Genomic DNA, 22387 nt, shown 5'->3' with positions numbered 1-22387 from the left:
CGCGAGCTGTCTCCGTTGCCCGGTCCCGGACTCACGGCACGCGATGCCGCGGTGTCCGTCCGTCCCGAAGCCCGGTAGCTGGAAGGAGCCGAATCGATGCGAGCGACGACACCGAGAGCCTGGTTGGTGCTGGCCATCGTGGGCCTGATGGCGGTGCTCCTCGCCGCCTGTGAGGCGGACGAGGCGGAGGATCCCGAGGATCCCGACGATGGCCCCGAGGAGGCCGACGACCCCGAGGAGGCCGACGACCCCGAGGAGGCCGACGACCCCGACGACCCCGACGAGGCCGACGATCCCGACGACGACCCCGACGAGGAGCCGGACGAGGCTCCCGCCGAGGGCGGCACGCTCGAGGTGGCCCGCTCGGCGGACGTCGACAACCTGGACCCGCACCTGGCGACCGCGTTCCAGAGCCGCGAGGCGCTGGAGCTGATCTACGAGACCCTCGTCGAGTTCGATCAGGATCTGAACGTCGTCGAAGGCTTGGCCGAGGACTGGGAGTACACCGACGACGAAACGCTGGTGTTCCACCTGCGCGACGGAGTCGAGTTCCACGACGGCGGCGCGCTCACCGCCGACGACGTGGTGGCGACCGTCGAGCGGCTGACCGACCCCGACAGCGGCGCGGTGGCGGGGATCAACTTCGGCACGATCGAATCGGCCGAGGCCACCGACGACCACACGGTGGAGCTCTCCTTGTCGGCGGCCGACCAGACCCTGCCCGCGGCCTTCGCGGACGCGAACGCCGCGATCGTGCCCGAGGAGGCGATCGAGGCGGAGACCTTCGACGACGACCCGAACGGCACGGGCGCGTTCGAGTTCGACGAGTGGGACCCGGGCTCGGTGTTCCGGCTGTCCGCGAACGACGGCTACTGGCGTGACGGTCCCTTCGTCGACGCCGTCAACATCCGGGTCGTGCCCGAGCAGTCGTCGATCGCCGCGGGCCTGCAGGCCGGCGAGTTCGACATCGGCGTCCTCGAGGACCCGAGCATCGTTCTCACCCTGCCCGAGGAGGAGGTCGACATCCACCGCCCGGACGCGCTCGCCTACCGCACCCTGATGATGAACCAGGAGCGCGAGCCCTTCGACCAGGAGGAGGTGCGTGAGGCCATCACGTGCGCGATCGACCGTGAGGAGGTCCTCGAGTCCGCTGCACTCGGTGAAGGACGCGTGACCGGGCCGTTCACCGCGCCGGAGTGGCAGTTCGATCCCTACGGGGGGCTCGACTGCGACCCGCCCGACCCCGACCATGCGATGGACCTGCTCGCCGAGGCCGGCCACGAGGACGGCTTCGAGGCGTCGGCGATCATCAACTCCGACGGGTACGCCACCGCGGTCGACGAGGGACAGGTGCTGCAGGCCCAGCTCGCCGAGGTCGGCATCGACCTCGAGCTCGAGGTGCTCGAGTCCGGCGTCTACGTCGACCGGTGGATCGAGCCCGACTTCGACGTCGCCGTCGCCCTGAACGGCGGCCGCCCGGATCCGCACAACATGTACGCCCGGTACTTCGGTCTGGATGGCGACCTCAACGACGTGGCCACTCACGAGAGCGAGGAGATCGACTCGTTGATCGCCGATGGGCTCGCGGAGGACGACGTCGAGGCGCGCCAGGACATCTACCGGGAGATCTCCGAGCAGTTGAACGCGGATGCGCCGTGGGCGTGGCTCTACACCGGTTTCGAGTACCGGATCACCCAGCCCGACGTGGACGGCTTCGTCCCGTTCTCCGACGGCTCCATGCGGTCCCTGCGCGACGTGTCGATCGGGCAGTAGGCCGCCCGAGCCGGCGGGTCGGCGCCCGCGCGTCGACCCGCCCTCCCCGACGAGAGGTCGTGATGCGAGCGACGCACTGGAGGTTCCTCGTGCGGCGCCTGGTCGGCGCCGTGCTCACGCTCCTCGGCGTGTCGGTCGTCGTGTTCGTCGTGCTGCGCGTCATCCCCGGCGACGAGATCACCGTGATGCTGGGCACCGAGGCCGCGGGCCTGACGGACGCGCAGCGGGCGTCGCTCGAGGCCTACTACGGCCTCGGGGACCCGCTCGTCGTGCAGTACTTCGGCTGGCTGGGCAACGTGCTGACCGGCAACCTCGGGGTTTCCCTGCGCAGCGGCCAGCCCGTCGGCGGGTTGATCGCCAACGCCCTGCCGATCACCGTCCAGCTCGCGGTGATGGCCACGATCATCGGCGTCGCGCTCGGGCTCGCGTTCGGCATGCTCGCCGCCTCGCGCCCCGGGGGGTTGCGTGACGCGACCGCCCAGGGGTTCGGACTGCTCGGGCTCGGCACCCCGAACTTCGTGGTCGGCGCGGTGCTCATCGCGGTGCTCTCGACCCAGTTCGGCTACTTCCCGAGCGCCGGCGACTACGTCGGCTTCTTCGAGTCGCCGGCGGCGAACGTCGGCCAGCAGATCTTCCCCGCGATCACGCTCGGGACCGCGCTCGCGGCGATCGTGATGCGCACCACCCGGGGGTCCTACCTGGACATGTGGCAGCAGGACTTCGCCCGCACGGCGGTGGGCAAGGGTGTACACCCGCAGCGCGTGCGCTGGCGTCACGTGCTGCACAACGCCCTGATCCCGATCGTGACGATCACCGGAATCCAGTTCGGTTACCTGCTCGGCGGCACCGTCGTCGTCGAGGAGATCTTCTCGCTGCCGGGCCTCGGCCGCCTGGTCCTCACCGGTATCGTGCAGCGCGATTTCGCCGTCGTGCAGAGCACCGTGCTCGTGATCGCTGCGCTGTTCGTGCTCGTCAACTTCCTCGTCGACCTGTTGTACGCGCTCATCGACCCGCGCGTGAAGCTCTCGTGAGGAGGGGAGGGGACCCATGAGCGACACACGGTCCGCCGCGGTCGCCTCGCCCGCCGAGGGCGGCGACGCGCCTGCGGCGACCGGCGGCGGCCCCGCCCGCATCCGCCGGTTGTGGCAGAGCGCTTCGGGGCTCGTCGGCGTGCTGCTGACCGTCACGATGGTCGTGACGGGCGGCCTCGCGGCGCTCGGGCTGACCATGTACGACCCGACCGCCCAGGACTCGCTGGTGCGCCTGGAAGGACCGTCGGCGGCGCACCTGCTCGGCACCGATCAGTTCGGTCGCGACATCGCCTCGCGGGTCATGTTCGGGATCTGGTCCTCCCTGCAGGTCGCGACGCTCTCGGTCGCGCTCGCCGCGAGCCTCGGGACGTTCGTGGGGTTGCTGGCGGGCTACCTCGGGTCGTGGGTGGATCGCACGATCATGCGGGTCAACGACGTGTTCTTCGCGTTCCCGGCGATCCTGCTGGCGCTGGCGATCGTGTCCGCGCTGGGGCCCGGGGCCCGGAACACGGCGCTGGCGATCGGGATCGTCTTCACCCCGCTGTTCGTCCGCGTCGCGCGCGGACCGGTCCTCGCGCTGCGCGACGTCGAGTTCGTCCAGGCGACCCGTGTGCTGGGGTTCTCGCGCACGCGGATCCTGCTGCGCCACTTGCTGCCGAACGTGGCCTCGCCGGTCCTCGTGCAGATCGCGCTCGCGTTCAGCTGGGCGATCATCACCGAGTCGAGCCTGTCGTTCCTGGGTCTCGGGACGCAGCCCCCGATGCCGTCGCTCGGCTCGATGGTGAGCGAGGGCAGAAGCCTCGCGTCGCAGGCGCCGTGGATGCTGATCGCCCCATCGGTGGCCGTGGTGCTCGCGGTCGTGGGCCTCAACCTGCTCGGCGACGCGTTGCGTGACGCGCTCGACCCCCGGAGCGGTCGATGAGCGAGCACGCGACGAACGCCGACCGGGGACAGCGCGCCGAGGCGGGACAGCGCGCCGAGCGGGGACAGCGCGCCGAGCGGGGACAGCGCGCCGAGGACGCGGTGGGCGCGCCGCTGTTGTCGGTGCGCGACCTGCGGGTGGCCCTGCCCGGCGGCGCGCACGCGGTCCGCGGCGTGTCGTTCGACCTGCACGCGGGCGAGACGCTCGGGGTGGTGGGCGAGAGCGGGTGCGGCAAGAGCCTCACGATGCTGTCGGTGATGCGGCTGCTGCCGCCGGGCGCGGAGATCGCCGGGGGCGAGGTGCGCCTCGATGGCCGGACCGAGCTGGCCGGTGCGCCCGAGACCGCGTTGCGGCGCATCCGCGGGGATCGTCTCGCCATGATCTACCAGGACCCGATGACGTCGCTGAATCCGCTCATGCGCATCGGCGAGCAGATCGCCGAGGGTCTGCGAGCGCACGGCTGGTCCCGCCGTGCGGCGCGCGAGCGGGCGGTCGAGGGCCTCGGGGAGGTCGGGATCCCCGAGCCAGGACGTGCGGCGCGGGCCTATCCCCACGAGTTCTCGGGTGGGATGCGCCAACGGGCGGTCATCGCCGCGGCCCTGGTTCTCGACCCCGACGTCCTCATCGCCGACGAGCCCACGACCGCGCTCGACCCGACGATCCAGCAGCAGGTCGTCAACCTCGTGCGGCGTCTACAGCGTGACCGCGGCATGGCGGTCGTCTGGGTGACCCACGACCTCGGGATCGTCGCCCGCGTCGCCGAACGCACGCTCGTGATGTACGCGGGCGGCGTGGTCGAGGGCGGCCCCACACGGGAGCTGTTCCGCCAGCCCCACCACCCGTACACCCACGGCCTGCTCGGCGCGTTGCCCCGCCCCACCGGGGACCGCGAACGGGGCCCGCTCGCCCAGGTGGCGGGTGCACCCCCACAGCCCGGGGCCCTCCCGGTCGGCTGCCTGTTCCACCCGCGCTGCCCGCAGGCGATCGATCGTTGCCGACACGACCCCCCGGAACTCACCGATCGAGGCCACGCGGTCCGCGCCGCCTGTTGGGTGCCGCCCGACCAGTGGGCCTTCCGGGAGGGAGCTCCGTGATGCTGCGCGTCGAGAACCTGCACAAGACGTACCGGCTGCGGGAGACCGGTGCGGATCTACGGGCCGTCGACGGGATCTCGTTCGAGGTCGAGCGCGGCGGGATCCTGGGCATCGTCGGCGAGAGCGGCTGCGGGAAGTCGACCACCGCGAGGCTGCTCGTGCGGCTCGAGGAGCCCACCTCGGGCCGGATCGAGCTCGACGGCCGGGACATCACGGCGGCGCGGGGTAGCCAGCTGGAGCAGGTGCACCGCACCGTGCAGCTCGTGTTCCAGGACCCCTACGCGTCGCTGAACCCGCGGTTGCGGGTGGGCTCCGCACTGGCGGAGGTGCTGCGGGTGCACGGTCGCACCGCACGCGGGCAACCGACCCGCGCGCGGGTCGCCGAGCTGCTCGAGATGGTCGGACTCGCCGGGGAGTTCGCGCGCCGCTACCCGCACGAGCTCTCGGGAGGCCAACGGCAGCGGGTCGGGATCGCCCGCGCCCTGGCCGTCGAGCCCGAGGTGCTCGTGCTCGACGAGCCCCTGTCGGCGCTCGACGTCTCGGTGCAAGCCGGCATCGTCAACCTCCTCGGGCGCCTGCGCGCCGAGCTCGGCCTGACCTACGTGTTCATCTCGCACGACCTCGGCATGGTGCGCCACCTGAGCGACCGGATCGCGGTGATGTACCTCGGGCGGATCGTGGAGCAGGGACCCTGGCGCGCGGTCTCCGACGCGCCCCTGCACCCCTACACGCAAGCGTTGCAGGCGGCCGTGCCGGTCGCCGATCCCGAGCGGGAGCAGACGCAGGAGCTCGACGCCGTCCCCGGCGAGCTCCCGGATCCCGCGAATCCGCCCGCGGGGTGCCGCTTCCACACCCGGTGCCCGCTCGCGGAGCCCGGGTGTCGGACCCTCGACCCTGCGCTCGAGAGGCTCGCCCCCGCGCACGACGTCGCGTGCCACGTGGTCTCCCGTGAGCGTGGTGGCGTGGCGGCCACACCAGGAAGCGGGGGTGTCGAGTGATCGTCCTGGGCCTCATCTCGGGCACGTCGGCCGACGGGATCGACGTGGCAGCGGCCGACCTCGAGTTGCGCGACGACGAGTTGGTGCTGCGGCCGCTCGGGTGCCTGGAGGTCGCCTACCCGCCGGAGGTGCAAGGCGAGGTCGACGCCTTGCTGCCCCCGACGGACGCGGGTCCCGACGCGGTGTGCCGCGTGGATGCCGCGCTCGGGGACGCGTTCGGCGCGGCCGCCGACGAGGCGAACGCGGCACTGGCCGGCGGGCAGGCCGCGCTCGTCGCCAGCCACGGTCAGACGGTGTTCCACTGGGTCGAGGACGGGCAGGCACGCGGCACCCTGCAGCTGGGCCAGCCCGCCCGCATCGCCCACGCCACCGGCCTGCCGACCATCGCGGACCTGCGCAATCGCGACATCGCCGCAGGAGGGCACGGGGCGCCGCTGGCCGCGTACCCCGACGTGCTGCTGCTCGCGGGCCTGGCCGAGGACGACGCGGCGGCGGGGGGCGACGAGGGCGAGCCGGCATCGCCGACGGCGTCCTCGCAGGCGCTGCTGAACATCGGCGGCATCGCGAACCTCACGTTGCGCCGCGCCGACGGGTCGGCGCTCGCGTTCGACAGCGGCCCCGGGAACGCGCTCATCGACGCGAGCGTCGCCGAGCTCACCGGGGGTCGCGAGCGGTTCGATGCCGGCGGGCGTCGTGGCCGGCGCGGACAGGTGCATCCGCGCCTTCTGGACGTGCTGCTCGACGACCCCTACTACGCGGCCCCGCCGCCGAAGTCGACCGGGAAGGAGCACTTCCACCAGGACTACCTCGCCGACCGCCTCGCGGTGGCAGACCTCGAGGCCCCGACCCCGTCCAGGGCAGGTGACACGCGGGGCTCGATCGAGGGTGACGACCTCGTCGCGACGCTGACGGCGCTCACGGCGGAGACGATCGCCCGGGCGGCCCGGGCGCACGGGGTGGGCGAGCTGATCGCGAGCGGTGGCGGGACCCGCAACCCCACGCTGATGGAGGAGCTGGCCGCGAGGGCACCGGGGGTCGCGGTCCGGACGATCGACCGGCTCGGGATCCCCAGCGACGGCAAGGAGGCGTACTGGTTCGCGGTGCTGGGGTTCCTGAGCCTGCACAACCTCCCGGGGGCGCTGCCCTCGTGCACCGGCGCGACCCACGCGTCGGTGCTGGGCCACCTGAGCCCCGGGGCGAACGGGTTCCCGCGTATCCGACCCGTCGAGCGGACGCCCCGGAGGCTGCGCGTCGAGGCCGCGCCGTCCCGGTGAGCCCCGGGCTTCGACGCCGCTCGCCTCAGGGTCAAACGGTGACGAGCGCGGTCAGCTCCCGCCACAGCGGCGTGATGTCCGGCGCCGGGGGGCCGAGTTGTTGGCGGTTGGCGAGCAGGACCAGGACGGTCTCGCGATCGGGGACGATGCCGAACCGCGCGCCGGTGAAGCCGCTGTGACCGATCAGCCGCCCGCCGGTCGCGGCGCCGGCCGGATCGACCCACCAGCCCAGTGCCTGGCGGGGCCAGCCGGTCGGTTGCAGGAACCTGCGCACGGTCGGGGGTGAGGCCAGCGGGTTGTCGCGACCCTGGACCCCGTCGAGCACGGCGGAGGCGAACCGCGCCAGATCCGCGGCGGTGGTGAACACGCCGGCGTGACCGGCGACGCCGCCGAAGGCGTGGAACGCGTTGCCGTCGGCCACCTCGCCGCAGAGCGTGTGGGTGCGCCATCCCCCGAAGGCGCCCGGGTCGGCGTCGACCGGGTAGGGGTCCCCTGTCTCGATCATCCGCCGTTCGTGCAGGTCGCCGGGAGCGGTCGCGGCGATGTCGGGAGCCGGGTCCGGCCGGCGCGGGTCGTCGGGGGTGGCGGGGCGGAACCCCGTCGCCGTGAGGCCGAGCGGCTCGTGGATCGTCCGCTCGGTGAGGCGGTCGAGCCGCTGGCGCGACCACCGCTCCAGCGCGCCGCCGAGCAGCATGAAGCCGAGGTCGGAGTAGCTGTGACGCTGACCGGGGGGTGCGATGAGACCGCGGCGGGCCACCCACGCGAGGGCGGCGTCGCGCTCGGTCGCGTGCACGTAGACGGGCTCCCAGGGCGCGAGCCCGGCCTCGTGCGCGAGCAGGGCGGCGAGCGTGACCTCCTCCTTGCCCGGGCCGCCGAACTCCGGAAGCAGGTCGCCCAGTGGCGTCCCGAACGGCAGGTCGCCGGTGTCGTGGAGGTGCATCAGCAGTGCCGTGGTGGCCATGACCTTGGTGATCGAGGCGACGTCGTAGCGGGTGGCGGGCGTGACCGCGCGAGCCGACGCGTCGTCGGAACCCCTGGTGAGGCCCGCTGCATGGGCCGCCGCCGTCGCGCCGTCGCGCACGACGAGGACCACGGCACCCGGGGAGAGCGCGCCGTCGTGGTGGCCGACGTGTCGCTCCAGGAGCCCGCGTATCCCGTGCGCGAGCTCGGTGTTCGGCTGGTCGGCGCGGGGCGCGTGCATGGGCGGCAGCCTACGTGCGCTGCTCGAGGGGCGCGGCGCACGGTGGGGTGACCGCCGTGGGCGTCACGTGGCCCGCTGCGGCGCCGTGGTCGCCGCGAGCCGCCCCCGGACGATCGCGGTGACCGCCACGAGCAGCGTGACGGCGAGCGCGCCGCCGAGCAGCGCCCACCCGGCCGGGGCGAGCCACCCGGCACCCAGCGCGGTGCCGCGCAGCGCGACGGCGGCGGTGAGCGCGGCCACGCCGGCGTTGAACGCCGCGACGCGGGAACGGGCCCAGGTATCGAGCGTGGCGCGCTGGGCACTGCGTGCGCCGGGCCCGGGACCGGTGACCATCGGCAGCAGGTAGGTGACCGTCGCGACGATCGCCTGTCCCAGGACGCCGGCCAGTAGGAGCAGGCCGATCGCGTCGATCACGGGCGCGTGCCCCACGGCGACCGCCGCGGTGCCGAGGACCACCGCGATCGGGAACCATGTGCAGGCCGCGGCGATCATGGCCGCCTGGGGGGAGCGCACCGCTCGGCGAGCGACCTGCAGGACCGGCCCGCAGACGGCGACCGTGGCCGCCGCGTAGCCGGCGAGCCCCAGCACCGCCACGCCGCGCCCGATCCCGCCGACGATGCCCGGGGCACCGAGGAGGACGAGCCCCACCACGCTCACCGTCAGGGCGGTCGCGCCGTGGCGCAGCGCCGGGACGGCGAGCCGTTCGGCGTGAGGAGCGATCCGGGTGCGCATCAGCGTGGGGCCGAAGAACACGACGGTGGCGAGCAGCACGAGCCCGGCCCAGCCAAGGACGTTCGCCGCGAGGTGCGCGAGCCGCACGCCCCCGTACCAGTCTCCGGGCAGCACGCCGATCCCGAGCAGCGCGCCCAGGATCGCGCCGTGCAAGAAGGCACCGCACGCGCGTTCGTAGGCGCGAACGACGTAGCCGAACCGGGGACCCAGCGCGCGGCGCCGCATCCGTCGCAGTGCGACGTACAGCCACATAACCGCGACGGTCGCGACGGTGGCACCGAGCGCGAACGCGATCGTCCAGCCGTTCGGGAGACCGAGAACGACCAGCAGCACGCCGACGTTGAGCGTGAGCACCCGCCAGCCACGGCGCTCGTCGCCCGGCACGCGGGTGATGGTGCGGCTGAAGTGGTCGGTCATGACCACGATCAGGTTGGTGATCGTGCCGAGGGTGAACAGGTGCACCGCGAGCCACCGGCCGCCGGGCAGCGGATCGCCGACGATCGCCCACAGCAGCGCGGCGAGGGCGTACGCGGCCGCGACCCCCACGACCGGTTGCAGGTGGCGGAACGGCGGGCGCCCGCTGCCCTGCTGCGCCTCCGTCGGGCCGTCGCCGTCTTCCCGGGCGCCCTCGCGGACGCGTGCGGCGCGTCGGCGGGGCGAGGGTGCGCTCACAGCATGCGCTCCTCGTCTCGGGGAGTGCGTCCCATGGTTCGCCAGCCCGAGCGCCGGATCGGCCCCGGCCCGTCTACGCCACCGATGTGGGGACCTGGAGGCGCTCGGCGACGCTGGCCACGAGCGTGTGGATGGTGGCGTCGGCGACGCGGTGCAGCGCGAGCGTGTCGATGGCGCTGCCCACGGTGCCGCCGGGTGGGGCGTAGTGGCCCTGCACGACCAGGGTGCCGGTGTCGGCGGCGCGGAGTCCGATCTCGCCGGTGAAGGCGGGCAGGAATCGGTGCAGGGTGGCGTCCTCGGGGGGTTGCCAGCGGATCGTGCGCCAGGTGACCTCGCCGAGGTCGAAGGGCGCACCGACGGTGGCGTGGACCGATTGGGTGGCGGGTCCGGCGGTCAGCCGGATGGTCCAGGTGTCGTGGTCGACGGCGTCGGCGGGTGCGGGCAGCCAGGTGCCCGGGTCGCTGGTGAACGCGTGCTGCACCTGGGTGGTGTCGCCCAGCACGGGACAGGTCTGGAACACGTGTCGGCCCATTGCTTCCTCCGCATCTCGCCGGTCGCGTGGTGCCGGCGAGGCCTCTTGTCGTGGATGGTCCGGCCCGGGTGATCGGACCGTTCTGCGACGGTCCCGACGAGGGATCGCTCGCAGGGTTCCACCTTGCGGGCGCGCACGGGTCCCTGCGCGGGCCAAGGGTCGGTGCGCGGTGGGGACCTTCGTCCCGGAGGCGCGGCGGGTGGGTCGTCCGGGCGTGAGCCGGCTACATCTCCGAGGAGTGGCCGGGGAAGAGCTTCGCGTTCGGGTTCATTCGCACGACGGCGTTGTTGACCGCGGTCGCTGCCTCCCCGAAACCCACCGAGATCAGCTCGACCTTGCCCGGGTAGCTGGTGATGTCGCCGGCGGCGAAGACGCGGTCGCGGTTCGTCTGCATGCGGGTGTCCACGAGGACCTTGCGGCGGTCGAGCTCGAGGTCCCAGGTCGAGATGGGGCCGAGGCTGGCCGTGAACCCCAGTGCGGCGATCACCTGTTGCACCTTGAGCTGGTCGCGTTCGCCGGACTGCGTGTGCTCGACCTCGACCTCCTCGACCCAGTCGTCGCCGCGAATCTCGGTGACCTCGGTGAACGTGCGGACATCCACCGACGAGGCGAACACGTCGCGCACGGTCCGTTCGTGCGCGCGGAATCGATCGCGGCGGTGGATCAGCGTCACCGAGCTGCTGACCGATTCGAGGTTGTGCGCCCAGTCGAACGCCGAATCGCCACCGCCGACGATGAGCACGTCCCGGTCGGCATAGGGTGTGAAGTCACGCACGAAGTACTCGAGGCCGCGGGCCTCGTAGTCGTCGGCTCCCGGCAGCTTGCGCGGGGTGAACGTCCCGATCCCACCGGTGATGACGAGCGCACCGGCCCGGATCAGGGTGCCTTCGTGGGTGGCGACCTCGAGGCCCTCCCCGGTGTCGGTCAGGGTCTCGGCGCGGTGGCCCAGGAGGTACGTCGGGCTGTACTGCGCCGCTTGCTCGACCAGCGCATCGACGAGCGTCTGGCCCTTGACCGCGGGAAAGCCGGCGACGTCGTAGATCTGCTTGACGGGGTAGAGCGCGGCGATCTGCCCGCCGGGCTCGGTGAGCGAGTCGACGAGTGTCACGTGCAGGTCGCGAAAGCCCGCGTAGTACGCGCCGTACAGACCCGCCGGGCCGGCGCCGGCGATGAGCAGGTCGGTCTCGACGACCGTCGGTTCCATGCTGACCTCTGGGTCCGCAGCGGTCGGGGTCCGCGGGGCCGAGCCCGATGTCTCGGGCGGCTCCGCACGCGAGGGATCCGCCGCGCAGGGTAGCGCGCTCGCGAACCCGGGTGGCGAGCGCCCGACGTCCGGACGGCTCGACGCTCGCGGTCCGACGATTTCGGCCTTCCGGGCGGCGGGACGGACCTGAGCGGGACTCCACGGGGCACTACGATGCGTGCTGTTCCCACGCGAGCGGTCAGGAGCCAGTGGTGGCGCGAGTCCTCGTTGTCGATGACGATCAGGTGATCCGTGGCCTCCTCGAGGTCAACCTCGAGATGGAGGGCCACGACGCCGTGCTCGCCGCCGACGGCCGGGCCGGCCTCGAGTCCGCTCGCGCCGAGCCGCCCGACCTCGTGCTCCTCGACGTGATGATGCCGGAGCTGTCGGGGTGGCAGGTGGCCGAGGAGCTTCTCGGCGACCCCGCGACGAGCTCGATCCCGATCGTGTTCCTGACCGCTCGGGCGATGGAGGCCGACGTCCGCCGCGGGCATGAACTGGGGGTCGAGCACTACGTCACCAAGCCCTTCGACCCGATCGATCTGATGAACCTCGTCAACGAATTGCTCAGCCGCCAGGAGCCAGCGTGAGCGCCGCACAGGAGACCGCCCACCTCGCCGACGCGATCAGGGCCGCGCTCGCCAGTGCCGGGCTGCCCGACCGCGAGCCCGAGCTCGAGCGCCCTCGGCAGCGTGAGCACGGGGACTGGGCGACGAACGTCGCCATGACGCTCGCCCGGGAGGTCGACGCGTCGCCGCGGGAGATCGCGCAGCGGATCGTGGAGGCGCTCGGCACGCCGACCGGTGTCGCGGCCGTCGAGATCGCCGGTCCGGGCTTCATCAACTTCCGGTTGGCCGCCGACGCGTTCGCCGAGACGGTGCGCGCCGCGGTGCACGCGGGCGAGGCCTTCGGTCGTGGCGACGAGCTGGACGGTCAGCACGTCAACGTGGAGTTCGTGTCCGCCAATCCCACGGGGCCGCTGCACCTCGGTGCCGGGCGGTGGGCGGCGGTCGGCGACGGGATCGCGAGCGTGCTCGAGGCGCGCGGGGCCGACGTGACCCGCGAGTACTACTTCAACGACGCGGGCGAGCAGATGCGCAAGTTCGGGGCCTCGGTGGAGGCCGCGCTCGCGGGGCAGGAGCCGCCCGAGGACGGCTATCAGGGTGAGTACATCACCGAGCTCGCCGCGGAGATCCGCGACGGCGGGGAGACTCAGGACGTCGCCGAGGCCGCCTACCAGCGCATGCTCTCGCGCATCACCGCGACGCTCGAGCGGTTCGGCGTGACCTTCGACGTGTTCTTCGGCGAGCGGGCCCTGCACGGTCCCGACGGGATCGCGGCGGTCGTCGCGCAGGTGCGGGAAACCGGCCACGCCTACGAGGCCGAGGGCGCCACGTGGCTGCGCACCACCGCCTTCGGCGACGACAAGGACCGGGTGCTCGTCAAGGCCGACGGGGTGCCCACGTACTTCGCCGCCGACTGCGCCTACCTCGCCGACAAGCTCGCGCGCGGCTTCGATCGCTGCATCTACCTGCTCGGCGCGGACCACCACGGGTACGTCAAGCGGCTCGAGGCCGCCGAGCAGGCGCTCTCGGGAACGAACCGGGCCGTCGAGGTCATCATCGGCCAACTCGTCACGTTCCTGCGGCACGGCGACCCGGTGCGCATGAGCAAGCGCGCGGGCGACATGGTCTGGTTCGACGACCTGCTCGACGAGGTCGGTGTCGACGCCGCGCGCTACACGCTGCTGCGCACCTCGATCGACCAGCCGCTCGAGTTCGACCTCGCCGAGGTCGTGAAGGCCGAGCGCGAGAACCCCGTGTACTACGTGCAGTACTCGTCGGCGCGGATCGCCGGGATCCTGCGCACGGCGGCCGAGCGGGGCGTGGAGCCGGGCACGGTCGACGAGGCGCCGCTCGACCTGCTCACCCACTCGAGCGAGCGTGAGCTCGTGCGCCAGATCGGTCGGTACCCCGAGGTCCTGGCGACCGCGGCCGAGGAGCGCGCCCCCTACAAGGTCGCCCGCCACGCCGAGACGACCGCCGAGGCGTTCCACAAGTTCTACACCGAGTGCCAGGTCGTCTCGGACGACCCGGACCTCACGCGTGCCCGTTACTGGCTCGTCGTCGCGGCGCGGCAGGCGCTCACCAACGCCCTCGGGCTCCTCGGCGTGACCGCACCGGAGCGCATGTGACCCGCGGTCGTGCGGAGGTGGCCGAGCCGTTCCCCGACACCGCGGAGATCCAGGACGGGCGTTTGCGGACGCTCGGCGGGATCGCGGTGGAGGAGCTGGCGGAGCGCTTCGGCACCCCCCTGTGGCTCGTGGATCGGGCGACGCTCGAGGGCAGGATGCGCGCGTACCGCGAGGCGTTCGCGGCGCAGGAGGCCGTGCTCGGGGCGACCACGACGGTGGTCTATGCCGCGAAGGCCCTCTGTGTCCGCGGGGTGCTCGAGCTCGCGGACGACTGCGGCTTGTGGGTCGACTGCGCCAGCGGGGGCGAGCTCGCGACGGCCAGGGCGGCCGGCATCGACCCTCGTCGGATCGTGCTGCACGGCAACAACAAGTCGGTGGCGGAGCTGCGCGACGCGGTCGACGCGGGGGTGGGGCGCATCGTGATCGACTCCCTGTCCGAGCTCGCGCGGCTGGAGGGGATCGCCGAGGCGGCGGGGCGCGTGGTGCCGTGCCACCTGCGTGTGACACCGGGAGTGGACGCGCACACCCACGAGTTCGTTGCCACCGGCCACGACGACACGAAGTTCGGGCTCACGCTCTCCCTGGGCCTGGCGCACGAGGGGGCCGCCCGGCTCGTCGCGAGCCGCTGGCTCGATCTCGTGGGCGTCCACTGCCACGTCGGGAGCGACATCCTGCGCCTCGACCCCTACCACGCCGCCGCCGACGTGATGGTTCGCTTCCTGGCCGAGGTGCGAGCGACCCACGGGGCCGAGGTCGGTGAGTTGAACCTCGGGGGCGGCCTGGGTATCAGCGCGGTGCCCGGGGACGTGCCCCCCGAGCTTCCGACGTACGCCGCCGACCTGACCGCCGCGGTCGCGGAGGCGGCTGACGCGCACGGCCTGACGGCGCGTCCTCACCTGTTCGTCGAGCCGGGACGCTCGATCGCCGGTCCGGCCGGGGTGACGCTCTACCGGGTCGGCACGATCAAGGAGCTGCCCGGCCTGTCGACGTACGTGGCCGTGGACGGGGGCATGAGCGACAACCCCCGCTACCCCCTGTACCAGGCTCCGCACACGTTCGCGCCGGCGGGAGCGGTCGCGCGCGACGGGACGCCGCGTCCGGTCACGGTCGTCGGCAAGCACTGCGAGACCGGCGATGTGCTCGGCGAGGGCGTGTCGCTGCCCAGCGACCTCGCCGAGGGCGACCTGCTCGCGGTGGCCGCCACTGGCGCGTACAACCACGCGATGGCCTCGAACTACAACCGCCTGCCGAGGCCCGCGATGGTCCTCGTCGGCGAGGGGTGGGCCGTCGAGCTCGTCCGCCGCGAGACCGTGGAGGACCTGCTCGCACGCGAACCGTCGCTCCGCGATGCGCGGCCCCCCGTCCCACGGCCCTAGACTTGCGCTCATGAATGAACGTCCCATCACTGTTGGCCTGCTCGGCTGCGGCGTCGTCGGCTCCGGCGTCGTCCAGCTGTTGACCGAGCACGCCGAGGCCATCGCCACCCGCGTCGGCGCCCCGGTGCGCCTGGGCCCGGTAGCCGTCCGCGACCCCCAGCGCGCCCGCGACGTCGATCTGGAACAGCTGACCGACGACCCCTTCGCGGTCATCGCCGACCCCGAGGTCGACGTCGTGGTCGAGGTGATCGGCGGCATCGAGCCGGCCCGCACCCTCGTCCATCGTGCGATCGACAGCGGACGGTCCGTGGTCACGGCGAACAAGGAGCTGATCGCGAACCACGGGCCCGAGCTGAAGGCGCTCGCGGGCGAGAAGGGCGCGCGCCTGGAGTACGAGGCCGCCGTGGCGGGCGGCATCCCGATCATCAAGCCGCTCCGGGAGTCGCTCGCCGGCGACCGGATCCGACGGGTGCTCGGGATCCTCAACGGGACGACGAACTTCATCCTCACCCGCATGGCCGAGGAGCAGATGTCGTTCCAGGACGCGCTGGCCGAGGCCCAGGGCCTCGGCTACGCGGAGGCGGACCCGTCCGCGGATGTCGACGGCCACGACGCGGCCAGCAAGGCGGCGATCCTCGCCTCGCTCGCGTTCGACGCGGAGGTGCTCGCCGAGCACGTCCACCGCGAGGGCATCCGTGCCGTCACGTCGACCGACATCGACCACGCTGCCCGGATGGGGTACGCGGTGAAACTGCTGGGCATCGCCGAGGAGGTCGACGGCTCGATCAACGCGCGCGTGCATCCCGCCCTCGTGCCGCGGACGCACCCGCTCGCGAGCGTGCGCGAGTCGTTCAACGCGGTGTTCACCGAGGGCGACGCGTCCGGCGAGCTGATGTTCTACGGGCGGGGTGCCGGCAGCCTGCCGACGGCGAGCGCCATGCTCGGCGACATCGTGACGGCCGCCCGCGCCCTGCGGGCCGGTGAGCGCCCCAACGGGCAGACCGTGACGACGAAGCCGATTCGCCCCTTCGAGGAGGTGGACGTCCAGTCCTACGTGCTCCTCGACGTCGCCGACGCCCCGGGCGTGCTCGCCGAGGTGGCCTCGACGTTCGGGGCCCACGGCGTCTCCATCAAGTCCGTGTGGCAGGAGGGTCGCGCCGACCACGCGCAGCTGTTGCTCATCACCCACCGCGCGCGGGAGGCCGCGCTGCAGGCCACGCTCACCGACCTGCGCGGTCTCGGTTCCGTGCGCGACATCGCGAGCGTGATGCGGGTCGAGGGCGAGGAGCTCTAGGCTCCTCGCCGAACGTCGTGACGGCTCTCCGCCGTCTCGTCGGGACGTGGCGGGGAGGGCGGGCCTGGCGACGGGGGGACCATGGATCTCGACGAGGCGGGGGCGCGCGCACGCATCGACCCGTGCGGCACGCTCACCGATGTCGCGGACCCCGCGAGCCGGTGGCGCGAGGCCATCGCCGAGGCCCCGGTCCGTCCCGAGCTCGCGGGGGTCGACGCCATCGTCGTTGCGGGGATGGGCGGGTCGGGCTTCGTGGCCGAGGTGGCGGTCGCCCTCGCGCGGGCCACCCTCGCCGTGCCGGTCTTGGCGCTCAAGGGCTACGAGCTGCCCGCCTTCGCCCGCTCCCGGACCCTCGTGGTCGGCGTGTCGCACTCGGGCAGCACCGAGGAGACGCGCGCCGTCCTCGAGGCCGCGGGCGCTCGCGGGTGCGCCCGCCTGGCGGTCGCCGGCCCGGGGCGGCTCGGGGTGGGCGACGACGTCCCCCTCGTCCCGGTGACCCAGTCAGGCCCGCCCCGGCACGCGATCGCTGCGCTGCTCGTCCCGGTCCTCCGCGCGCTCGGCCTGGACCAGGGGGAGGGGGAGGCGATCGAGGTGCTGGAGGACATCGCCGACCGCTACGGGCCCGCCGTGCCGTGGGCGGAGAACCCCGTGAAGCAGCTCGCGAGCCGCGTCGCTACCACCGACGTGAGCGTCGCGATCGGCAGCGAGGGGCTGGCATCGGCCGTGGCCCTGCGCTACGTCAACCAGCTGGCCGAGAACGCGAAGCTGATGGCCATCCACGCCACGGTGCCCGAGGCGCACCACAACCTCGTCGTGTCGCTGGAGCGCTCCCCGCTCTCGGGTGGCCTGGTCGAGTTGCGCGACCCGCGGGGGGAGCCCGACGTGCTGCACCGCCGCTACCACGCCGCCGCGGAGGCCGACGTCGTGCCGGAGGGGTGGTGGCGGGCCGAGTTCCGCGCCTCGGGCCGGAGTCCCCTCGCGCGGGTGGCCTCCCTGGTCGCGACCGTCGATCTCGCCAGCGTCTACGCGGCGCTGGCCCTCGGCCGGGACCCGACGTCGACCGGACCCCTCGACCGGATCAAGGGCGCCCTCGGCGCCGCGTCCCCGAATGCGGAACACGTCTAGTCGCCGAGGCGCGCCTCCGTCACCGATCCGGGCGCACGGGCCCTACACTGCCCCCGTGACCGACATCTCCGCGCCATCCGGCACCGGGGCGGCCGACGACGAGTCCCCCGACGTCCCGCATGCCGCGCCGCCGTCCGCGGCGGGGCCGGCCGCGGGCACGCGTCAATGGCTCGGGGTGATCGAGGAGTACCGGGACCGACTGCCGGTCGGGGACTCGACGCCCGTGGTGACGCTGCGCGAGGGCGGCACGCCGCTCGTGCACTCGACCCGTCTGTCGGAGCGCACCGGCTGCGAGGTCTGGCTCAAGCTCGAGGGGAGCAACCCCACGGGGTCGTTCAAGGACCGGGGGATGACGGTCGCGATCTCGAAGGCGCTGGAGACGCGCGCGGAAGCCGTCCTGTGCGCCTCGACGGGCAACACCTCCGCCTCGGCGGCCGCGTACGCCGCGAAGGCCGGGCTGACCTGCGGGGTCGTCGTGCCCCGCGGCAAGATCGCCCTGGGCAAGCTGGCGCAGGCGCTCGTGCACGGTGCCACGGTCCTGCAGATCGATGGCTCGTTCGACGCGGCGCTCGAGGTGTGCCAGGAGCTCGCTCGCCGGTACCGGGTGGAGCTCGTGAACTCCACCAACCCACACCGCATCGAAGGACAGAAGACCGGGGCGTTCGAGGTCGTGGACTTCCTCGGCCGCGCCCCCGACGTCCATGTCATGCCCGTGGGCAACGCCGGGAACATCACGGCGTGGTGGCAGGGCTACCGTGAGGAGGCCGAGGTCGGCCGCGTCGACGGGCTGCCGGTCCTGCGTGGCTACCAGGCTGCCGGGGCTTCGCCGATCGTGCGGGGCGAGCGGGTGATGGAGCCCACGACGATCGCGACCGCCATCCGCATCGGCAACCCGGCCTCGTGGTCGCGGGCGGTCGCCGCCGCCGACGAGTCGCAGGGCTCCATCCGCTCGGTCACCGACCGCGCGATCCTGCAGGCCTACCGGCTGCTGGCGGGCGAGGGCGTCTTCGCCGAGATGGCCTCCGCCGCGAGCGTCGCCGGGTTGCTGGACCTCGCCGACCGCGCGGAGCTCTCCGCTGGAGGCACCGTCGTGTGCGTCCTCACGGGCAACGGTCTGAAGGATCCGGACTGGGCGATCGCGGGTGCCGCGCCCCCGCGCATGCTGCCGCCGAGCGTCGACGCCGCGGCTGCCCACCTGGGACTCGAGCGCACGGCGTTCGATCAGTGACCCCGATGCAAGATCGGGACGCCATGGCCGCGACGGCTTGCAGAGGTGTCGATGGAACCGGATGACGTCGTCCGCGTCGAAGTGCCCGGGACGAGCGCGAACCTCGGTCCGGGGTTCGATGTGCTCGCGGCCGCGCTCGACCTGCACCTGGTCGCCGCGACCGCCGCGCCCGGCCCGAGGCGGGTGACCGTCGAGGGACAGGGGGCCGACGAGCTCCCCGGCGACGACGGCAACCTCGTGTGGCGCGCGTTCGTCGGGTACTGCGAGCGGTTCGGCGCGGAGGTCCCCGACGTGGGCTTGCGGGTGCGCAGCGACATCCCGCTCGAGCGCGGGCTCGGCTCGTCGGCGGCGGCCGCGGTCGCGGGGGTCGCGCTGGGGCGGGCCGTCACGCGCGCCGGTGGCAGCGACCAGGATCTGATCGACCTCGCGGCCGCCATCGAGGGACACGCCGACAACGCGGCCGCCGCGGTGCTCGGCGGCATCGTCGTGGCGGTCGACGGCGTCGCGCGGCGGTTCGACCCCGCTCCGGGGCTGCGGCCGCTGGTCTGCATCCCCTCGGAGCGCCAGGCCACGCAGGCGGCACGGGCGATCCTGCCGGCCCGGGTGCCGCTCGCGACGGCGGCCGCGAACGGGGGTCGGACGGCCCTCGCGCTCGCCGGTTTGACGGGTCTGGCGGCGCTCGACCCGCGCACGTTCACCGACGAGCTTCACGAGCCGGCGCGGCTCGAGGCGATGGGCCCCACCGGCGCGCTGGTGCGGCGGCTGCGGGACACCGGGATCGCGGCGTGCCTCTCCGGGGCGGGACCGACCGTGCTCGCCATCGTCGGCGCGAGAGACGAGAGTGCTCCGGCGAGCGTGGCCGAGCTGGCCGGCCCGGAGTGGGAGGTTCGTGTCAGCGGGTGGGATCGGTCGGGGGCGGCGGCCTGCCCACCGACGGTGCTGCCCGCGGAGGCCTGACCCCTGGCCTGCCCGTCGACGGTGCTGCCCGCGGGGGCCTGACGCCTGCTGGGGCCGTGTTGCGCGGGGCGTGGCCCTCTCCTGGGACCGGGTCGGTGTCCCTCGCGGCGCTGGGGGGACGCCGTTCACGTCACCAGGGGCCAGCCCGCCACGAGCGCGGAGGTCGCCACGAGGACGAGGCCGGCGACTGGGCCGGCCCGGCGGACCCGGGCCATGCGCGGGGGTGCGTCGGCGCGGATCGCCTCGGCGGTGACCACGACGGTGACGGCGCGAGCGAGGGCGAACGCGCCCGCGGCCCCGGCGGCCACCCACGGGCCCGTGGCGACGCCGATCAGGATCGCCGCCCACCACAGCCACGACGAGAGGATCGTCAGCGGGCCGATCCCGAGTCGGGCGCCGTAGAGCACCGCCACGGCCTCGCGTGAGAAGACCTGCGACCACGCGGTCGGGACCTGGCGGTTCACCGACAGGGGACGGGCGACCCGCCACCGCCGGGCGGCGACATCACCGGCGACGGCCGCGAGCACCAGGGCGGCGGCCGCCGGCGGGCCGATCGGCCCCACCGGCAGGAGCGACCACGCGAAGCCGAGCGCGAAGCCGGCGACGGCTGCAGCGGCGACACCCGACCCGACGAGGAGGGCGATCACCCTGACCTTCTGCCACCCCCGGACCGGGGGCGTCACCGTCTCGGTGACCGACAGGCCTCAGGGCGACCAGAGCGCGTGGACGCCCGCGAGGGCGGCCAGCGCGAGGGCTGCGGGCTCCATCACCGTCGTGCCTCCCCGATCGGGCGCTCGTCCGGTGGCTGCGGGATCACCGGCAGCCCCTCGCCGGCGCTGCCGGTGAGCTGGTGCACCTCGAACTCGTTGACGAGGCCCTGCAGCTCCCACTGGCCCTGGTCGCTCAGCGTCCCGTCGCCTCCGACCACCGTCACGCGGTTCATCAGCGAGCGGGCGCTGAGCAGCCAGTCGAACGTGGCCCCGTCGATCGTGCTCGACTGGTGGAGCAGCAACGGGGCCGCGTAGGCCGCGCCCGCCATGGCGGTCCAGGCCTCGGCCTCCGGCGCGAGGACGACCTCCCCGAGCGGCACGCCCTCGGTGTCGGCCGCGTCGCCGACCGCCGCTGCCGCCTCCGCCGCGTCGCCCCCCGAGAGCGCCCGCATCCCCGGGAAGTCGCGGTCGGCAGCGCCCGGTCCGACCACCCAGGTCTCGCGGATCGGACGGATGTCCTCCAGCGCGTCGCGGGTGGTGCCGTTGTCGCCGAGCAGCAGCGGAACCCGCACCGCGTGCGCGAACGCGGCGGCCGACGCGAGCACGGTGGAGGGAGCGTCGTCCAGCACGATCACGGCGCGGCGCTGGCCGGTGCGCTCCCGGTGCCACCTCGCGACCTGCGTGGCGCCCGTGGAGTTGTCGGTCGAGGTGCCCACTTGGTCGACGTGCAGGCCGCGTCCCTCGAGATCCGACGCGACCTCACCCATGTCCCTGCCAACGACCACGGCGGCCTCCGCGCCGAGCCGCTCGATCTCCTCGGCGACCGCGGCGTCGAGGCCCTCCTGCGTCAAGAGCACCGGACCCGCGACGACGCCGCCGAGGCTCATCGCCTGCGCGGCGCGCAGCAAACGGCCCCCGTCGCCCACCACCACCGCATCCGCGCGGTCGAACCGGTGCCGGCTGGCAGCGACCGAGATCGCGCTCGGGGCGGCCTCGGTGAGCCGGCGGTGCTCGACGGTTTGCAGGCGCGGGTCGGCGCCGCAGGACTCGACGATGCAGTAGACGCGGGTGCCCGAGGGGCAGTAACCGACCGGATGCGGCGTGTTGGGCGCGCAGCAGTCGCAGATCTTCTTGAGCGCACCGTCCGCGCAGCATCCCGACGCGTACCAGCACCAACCCCACTCTCGATCGCAGTCGAACGTGGGACACTTCGGGGCGACCCCGGACTGACCGCAGACGCGGGCTCCGGCCGGCCCGGCGAGGTACGGGACGAGCGCCGATCCCCCCGCGATCACCATGGCGGTCCGGCTCGCCCGTCCCAGGAACGAACGTCGGCTGATGCGGTCGCGCGTGGCTCGGCTGGTGCGCTCGACGAGCCGGTCGACGGTCCCGGCGCGGTCGACGGCGTCGTGGTCAGGCTGCATCCCGCTGCTCTCCTTGGATGCTGTCGATCAACGTCTCGACCTGTTCGAGGCTGTTCGCGATCCCCCCGCCCCGGACGATGCCATCCCGGTCGACGGCCACCACGTAGGGCGTTTGACTCACGTTCCACGCGGCGAAGACTCCCACCTCGTCACGCCCGTGGTCGACGAGTTGCAGCTGTACCGTGCGATCGACGCGGGCGAGCCGCTCGAGCGAGGGCACGAGCTCGGCGCACAGGGGGCACCCCGGTGCGGTGAAGGTGACCAGCGTGAGTTCGGCGCCCGCGTAATCGAACCACCCGGCGGCGGGGGCCGGATCGCCGACGGTCGGGCCCTCGTTCCCGTGGTGGACGCCCTGGGGCCCGAGGCGCGCGTGCAGCACCCCGATGTGTCGCAGCAGGACCACGACCGCCAACCCGAGCACGAGCACGGCGATCCAGAGGAGGACGTACGACGCGATCCAGGCGGTGCCGCTCACTGGTGCACCATCCTCGTGTCGGTGGTCATGGGACTGCCGATGCACCCCGGGTGCCTGCCGGACCACCGCCTGGGTCGCTGGCCCTTCGAGGGCCACGATGAGTTTCGCGGGGTCCGGCGGCCCGGGACGTGC

The 22387-nt window shown here is 73.4% G+C and carries 20 protein-coding genes; 13 read left to right on the top strand and 7 right to left on the bottom strand.

The genetic code is table 11. From position 1 onward, the window contains the following. Window positions 1-96 precede the first annotated feature (96 nt). The 6 genes from ER308_RS06085 (at window position 97) to ER308_RS06060 (ending at window position 7092) form a co-directional block, all read left to right on the top strand. A complete protein-coding gene (locus ER308_RS06085; protein WP_205745930.1) occupies window positions 97-1773 on the top strand; it encodes an ABC transporter substrate-binding protein in 1677 nt (558 codons plus the stop codon). A gap of 62 nt (window positions 1774-1835) precedes the next feature. Then, a complete protein-coding gene (locus ER308_RS06080) occupies window positions 1836-2804 on the top strand; it encodes an ABC transporter permease (protein WP_131154148.1) in 969 nt (322 codons plus the stop codon). Between the two features lie 16 nt (window positions 2805-2820). Then, complete coding sequence (locus tag ER308_RS06075) at window positions 2821-3726, top strand: ABC transporter permease (protein WP_131154147.1); 906 nt, start codon at window positions 2821-2823, stop codon at window positions 3724-3726. Beyond that, complete coding sequence (locus ER308_RS06070) at window positions 3723-4820, top strand: ABC transporter ATP-binding protein (protein ID WP_131154146.1); 1098 nt, start codon at window positions 3723-3725, stop codon at window positions 4818-4820. The genes ER308_RS06075 and ER308_RS06070 overlap by 4 nt, the downstream gene beginning before the upstream one ends. After that, on the top strand, window positions 4820-5818 hold the full coding sequence (locus tag ER308_RS06065; protein ID WP_131154145.1) for an ABC transporter ATP-binding protein: 999 nt from the start codon (window positions 4820-4822) through the stop codon (window positions 5816-5818). Before ER308_RS06070 ends, ER308_RS06065 begins: the two co-directional genes overlap by 1 nt. Further along, window positions 5815-7092, top strand: coding sequence for an anhydro-N-acetylmuramic acid kinase (locus tag ER308_RS06060; protein WP_131154144.1), 1278 nt, complete (start codon window positions 5815-5817; stop codon window positions 7090-7092). The genes ER308_RS06065 and ER308_RS06060 overlap by 4 nt, the downstream gene beginning before the upstream one ends. Before the next feature lie 31 nt (window positions 7093-7123). Here ER308_RS06060 and ER308_RS06055 read toward each other — a convergent pair whose 3' ends face one another. The 4 genes from ER308_RS06055 to ER308_RS06040 form a co-directional block, all read right to left on the bottom strand. After that, complete coding sequence (locus tag ER308_RS06055; RefSeq protein WP_131154143.1) at window positions 7124-8293, bottom strand: serine hydrolase domain-containing protein; 1170 nt, start codon at window positions 8291-8293, stop codon at window positions 7124-7126. Between the two features lie 63 nt (window positions 8294-8356). Beyond that, window positions 8357-9697 (bottom strand): hypothetical protein, encoded by a 1341-nt coding sequence (locus ER308_RS06050; protein WP_131154142.1) that lies wholly within the window; start codon window positions 9695-9697, stop codon window positions 8357-8359. A 73-nt stretch (window positions 9698-9770) separates the two neighbouring features. Next, window positions 9771-10229, bottom strand: coding sequence for a hypothetical protein (locus tag ER308_RS06045; RefSeq protein WP_131154141.1), 459 nt, complete (start codon window positions 10227-10229; stop codon window positions 9771-9773). A 223-nt stretch (window positions 10230-10452) separates the two neighbouring features. Beyond that, a complete protein-coding gene (locus ER308_RS06040) occupies window positions 10453-11433 on the bottom strand; it encodes an NAD(P)/FAD-dependent oxidoreductase (protein WP_131154140.1) in 981 nt (326 codons plus the stop codon). A gap of 251 nt (window positions 11434-11684) precedes the next feature. Here ER308_RS06040 and ER308_RS21995 point away from each other — a divergent pair, with 251 nt between their 5' ends. From ER308_RS21995 to thrB, 7 genes are all read left to right on the top strand, one after another. Further along, window positions 11685-12062 (top strand): response regulator transcription factor, encoded by a 378-nt coding sequence (locus tag ER308_RS21995; protein WP_205745929.1) that lies wholly within the window; start codon window positions 11685-11687, stop codon window positions 12060-12062. Then, window positions 12059-13666: an arginine--tRNA ligase gene (gene argS, locus ER308_RS06030; protein WP_131154138.1), complete on the top strand. Its 1608-nt coding sequence runs from the start codon at window positions 12059-12061 to the stop codon at window positions 13664-13666. Before ER308_RS21995 ends, argS begins: the two co-directional genes overlap by 4 nt. Further along, entirely contained in the window at window positions 13663-15042 is a 1380-nt protein-coding gene (lysA, locus tag ER308_RS06025; RefSeq protein ID WP_165491854.1) for a diaminopimelate decarboxylase, read from the top strand. Before argS ends, lysA begins: the two co-directional genes overlap by 4 nt. Before the next feature lie 10 nt (window positions 15043-15052). Then, window positions 15053-16336: a homoserine dehydrogenase gene (locus ER308_RS06020; RefSeq protein WP_131154136.1), complete on the top strand. Its 1284-nt coding sequence runs from the start codon at window positions 15053-15055 to the stop codon at window positions 16334-16336. Between the two features lie 81 nt (window positions 16337-16417). Continuing rightward, a complete protein-coding gene (locus ER308_RS06015) occupies window positions 16418-17461 on the top strand; it encodes an SIS domain-containing protein (RefSeq protein ID WP_131154135.1) in 1044 nt (347 codons plus the stop codon). 64 nt (window positions 17462-17525) lie between these two features. Then, a complete protein-coding gene (gene thrC, locus ER308_RS06010) occupies window positions 17526-18689 on the top strand; it encodes a threonine synthase (protein WP_420826244.1) in 1164 nt (387 codons plus the stop codon). A gap of 51 nt (window positions 18690-18740) precedes the next feature. Beyond that, entirely contained in the window at window positions 18741-19646 is a 906-nt protein-coding gene (gene thrB, locus ER308_RS06005; RefSeq protein ID WP_131154133.1) for a homoserine kinase, read from the top strand. 125 nt (window positions 19647-19771) lie between these two features. Here the strand turns inward: thrB and ER308_RS06000 are convergent, their stop codons facing one another. The 3 genes from ER308_RS06000 to ER308_RS05990 all read right to left on the bottom strand — a co-directional run bounded on the left by ER308_RS06000 (window position 19772) and on the right by ER308_RS05990 (window position 22255). Continuing rightward, entirely contained in the window at window positions 19772-20293 is a 522-nt protein-coding gene (locus tag ER308_RS06000; protein WP_131154132.1) for a hypothetical protein, read from the bottom strand. Between the two features lie 119 nt (window positions 20294-20412). Then, the gene (locus ER308_RS05995; RefSeq protein WP_131154131.1) at window positions 20413-21780 is read right to left on the bottom strand and encodes a hypothetical protein; all 1368 of its coding nucleotides are present in this window, start codon (window positions 21778-21780) and stop codon (window positions 20413-20415) included. Then, window positions 21770-22255, bottom strand: coding sequence for a thioredoxin domain-containing protein (locus ER308_RS05990; protein ID WP_131154130.1), 486 nt, complete (start codon window positions 22253-22255; stop codon window positions 21770-21772). Before ER308_RS05990 ends, ER308_RS05995 begins: the two co-directional genes overlap by 11 nt. Window positions 22256-22387: the final 132 nt, after the last annotated feature.

This window comes from Egibacter rhizosphaerae (assembly GCF_004322855.1).
In the GTDB taxonomy this organism is placed as follows: domain Bacteria; phylum Actinomycetota; class Nitriliruptoria; order Euzebyales; family Egibacteraceae; genus Egibacter; species Egibacter rhizosphaerae.
The sequence above is the reverse complement of the archived record's forward strand: the minus strand, read 5'-3'. Positions and strand labels throughout refer to the sequence as shown.

What these genes read in the sequence shown, in the direction of transcription:
- ER308_RS06065 (WP_131154145.1), top strand. Translation starts at nt 4,820, where the DNA reads ATGCTGCGCGTCGAGAACCTGCACAAGACGTACCGGCTGCGGGAGACC.
- ER308_RS06040 (WP_131154140.1), bottom strand. Translation starts at nt 11,433, where the DNA reads ATGGAACCGACGGTCGTCGAGACCGACCTGCTCATCGCCGGCGCCGGC.
- ER308_RS06045 (WP_131154141.1), bottom strand. Translation starts at nt 10,229, where the DNA reads ATGGGCCGACACGTGTTCCAGACCTGTCCCGTGCTGGGCGACACCACC.
- ER308_RS06070 (WP_131154146.1), top strand. Translation starts at nt 3,723, where the DNA reads ATGAGCGAGCACGCGACGAACGCCGACCGGGGACAGCGCGCCGAGGCG.
- ER308_RS06080 (WP_131154148.1), top strand. Translation starts at nt 1,836, where the DNA reads ATGCGAGCGACGCACTGGAGGTTCCTCGTGCGGCGCCTGGTCGGCGCC.
- ER308_RS05995 (WP_131154131.1), bottom strand. Translation starts at nt 21,780, where the DNA reads ATGCAGCCTGACCACGACGCCGTCGACCGCGCCGGGACCGTCGACCGG.
- ER308_RS06055 (WP_131154143.1), bottom strand. Translation starts at nt 8,293, where the DNA reads ATGCACGCGCCCCGCGCCGACCAGCCGAACACCGAGCTCGCGCACGGG.
- thrB (WP_131154133.1), top strand. Translation starts at nt 18,741, where the DNA reads ATGGAACCGGATGACGTCGTCCGCGTCGAAGTGCCCGGGACGAGCGCG.
- ER308_RS06085 (WP_205745930.1), top strand. Translation starts at nt 97, where the DNA reads ATGCGAGCGACGACACCGAGAGCCTGGTTGGTGCTGGCCATCGTGGGC.
- ER308_RS06020 (WP_131154136.1), top strand. Translation starts at nt 15,053, where the DNA reads ATGAATGAACGTCCCATCACTGTTGGCCTGCTCGGCTGCGGCGTCGTC.
- ER308_RS06075 (WP_131154147.1), top strand. Translation starts at nt 2,821, where the DNA reads ATGAGCGACACACGGTCCGCCGCGGTCGCCTCGCCCGCCGAGGGCGGC.
- ER308_RS06015 (WP_131154135.1), top strand. Translation starts at nt 16,418, where the DNA reads ATGGATCTCGACGAGGCGGGGGCGCGCGCACGCATCGACCCGTGCGGC.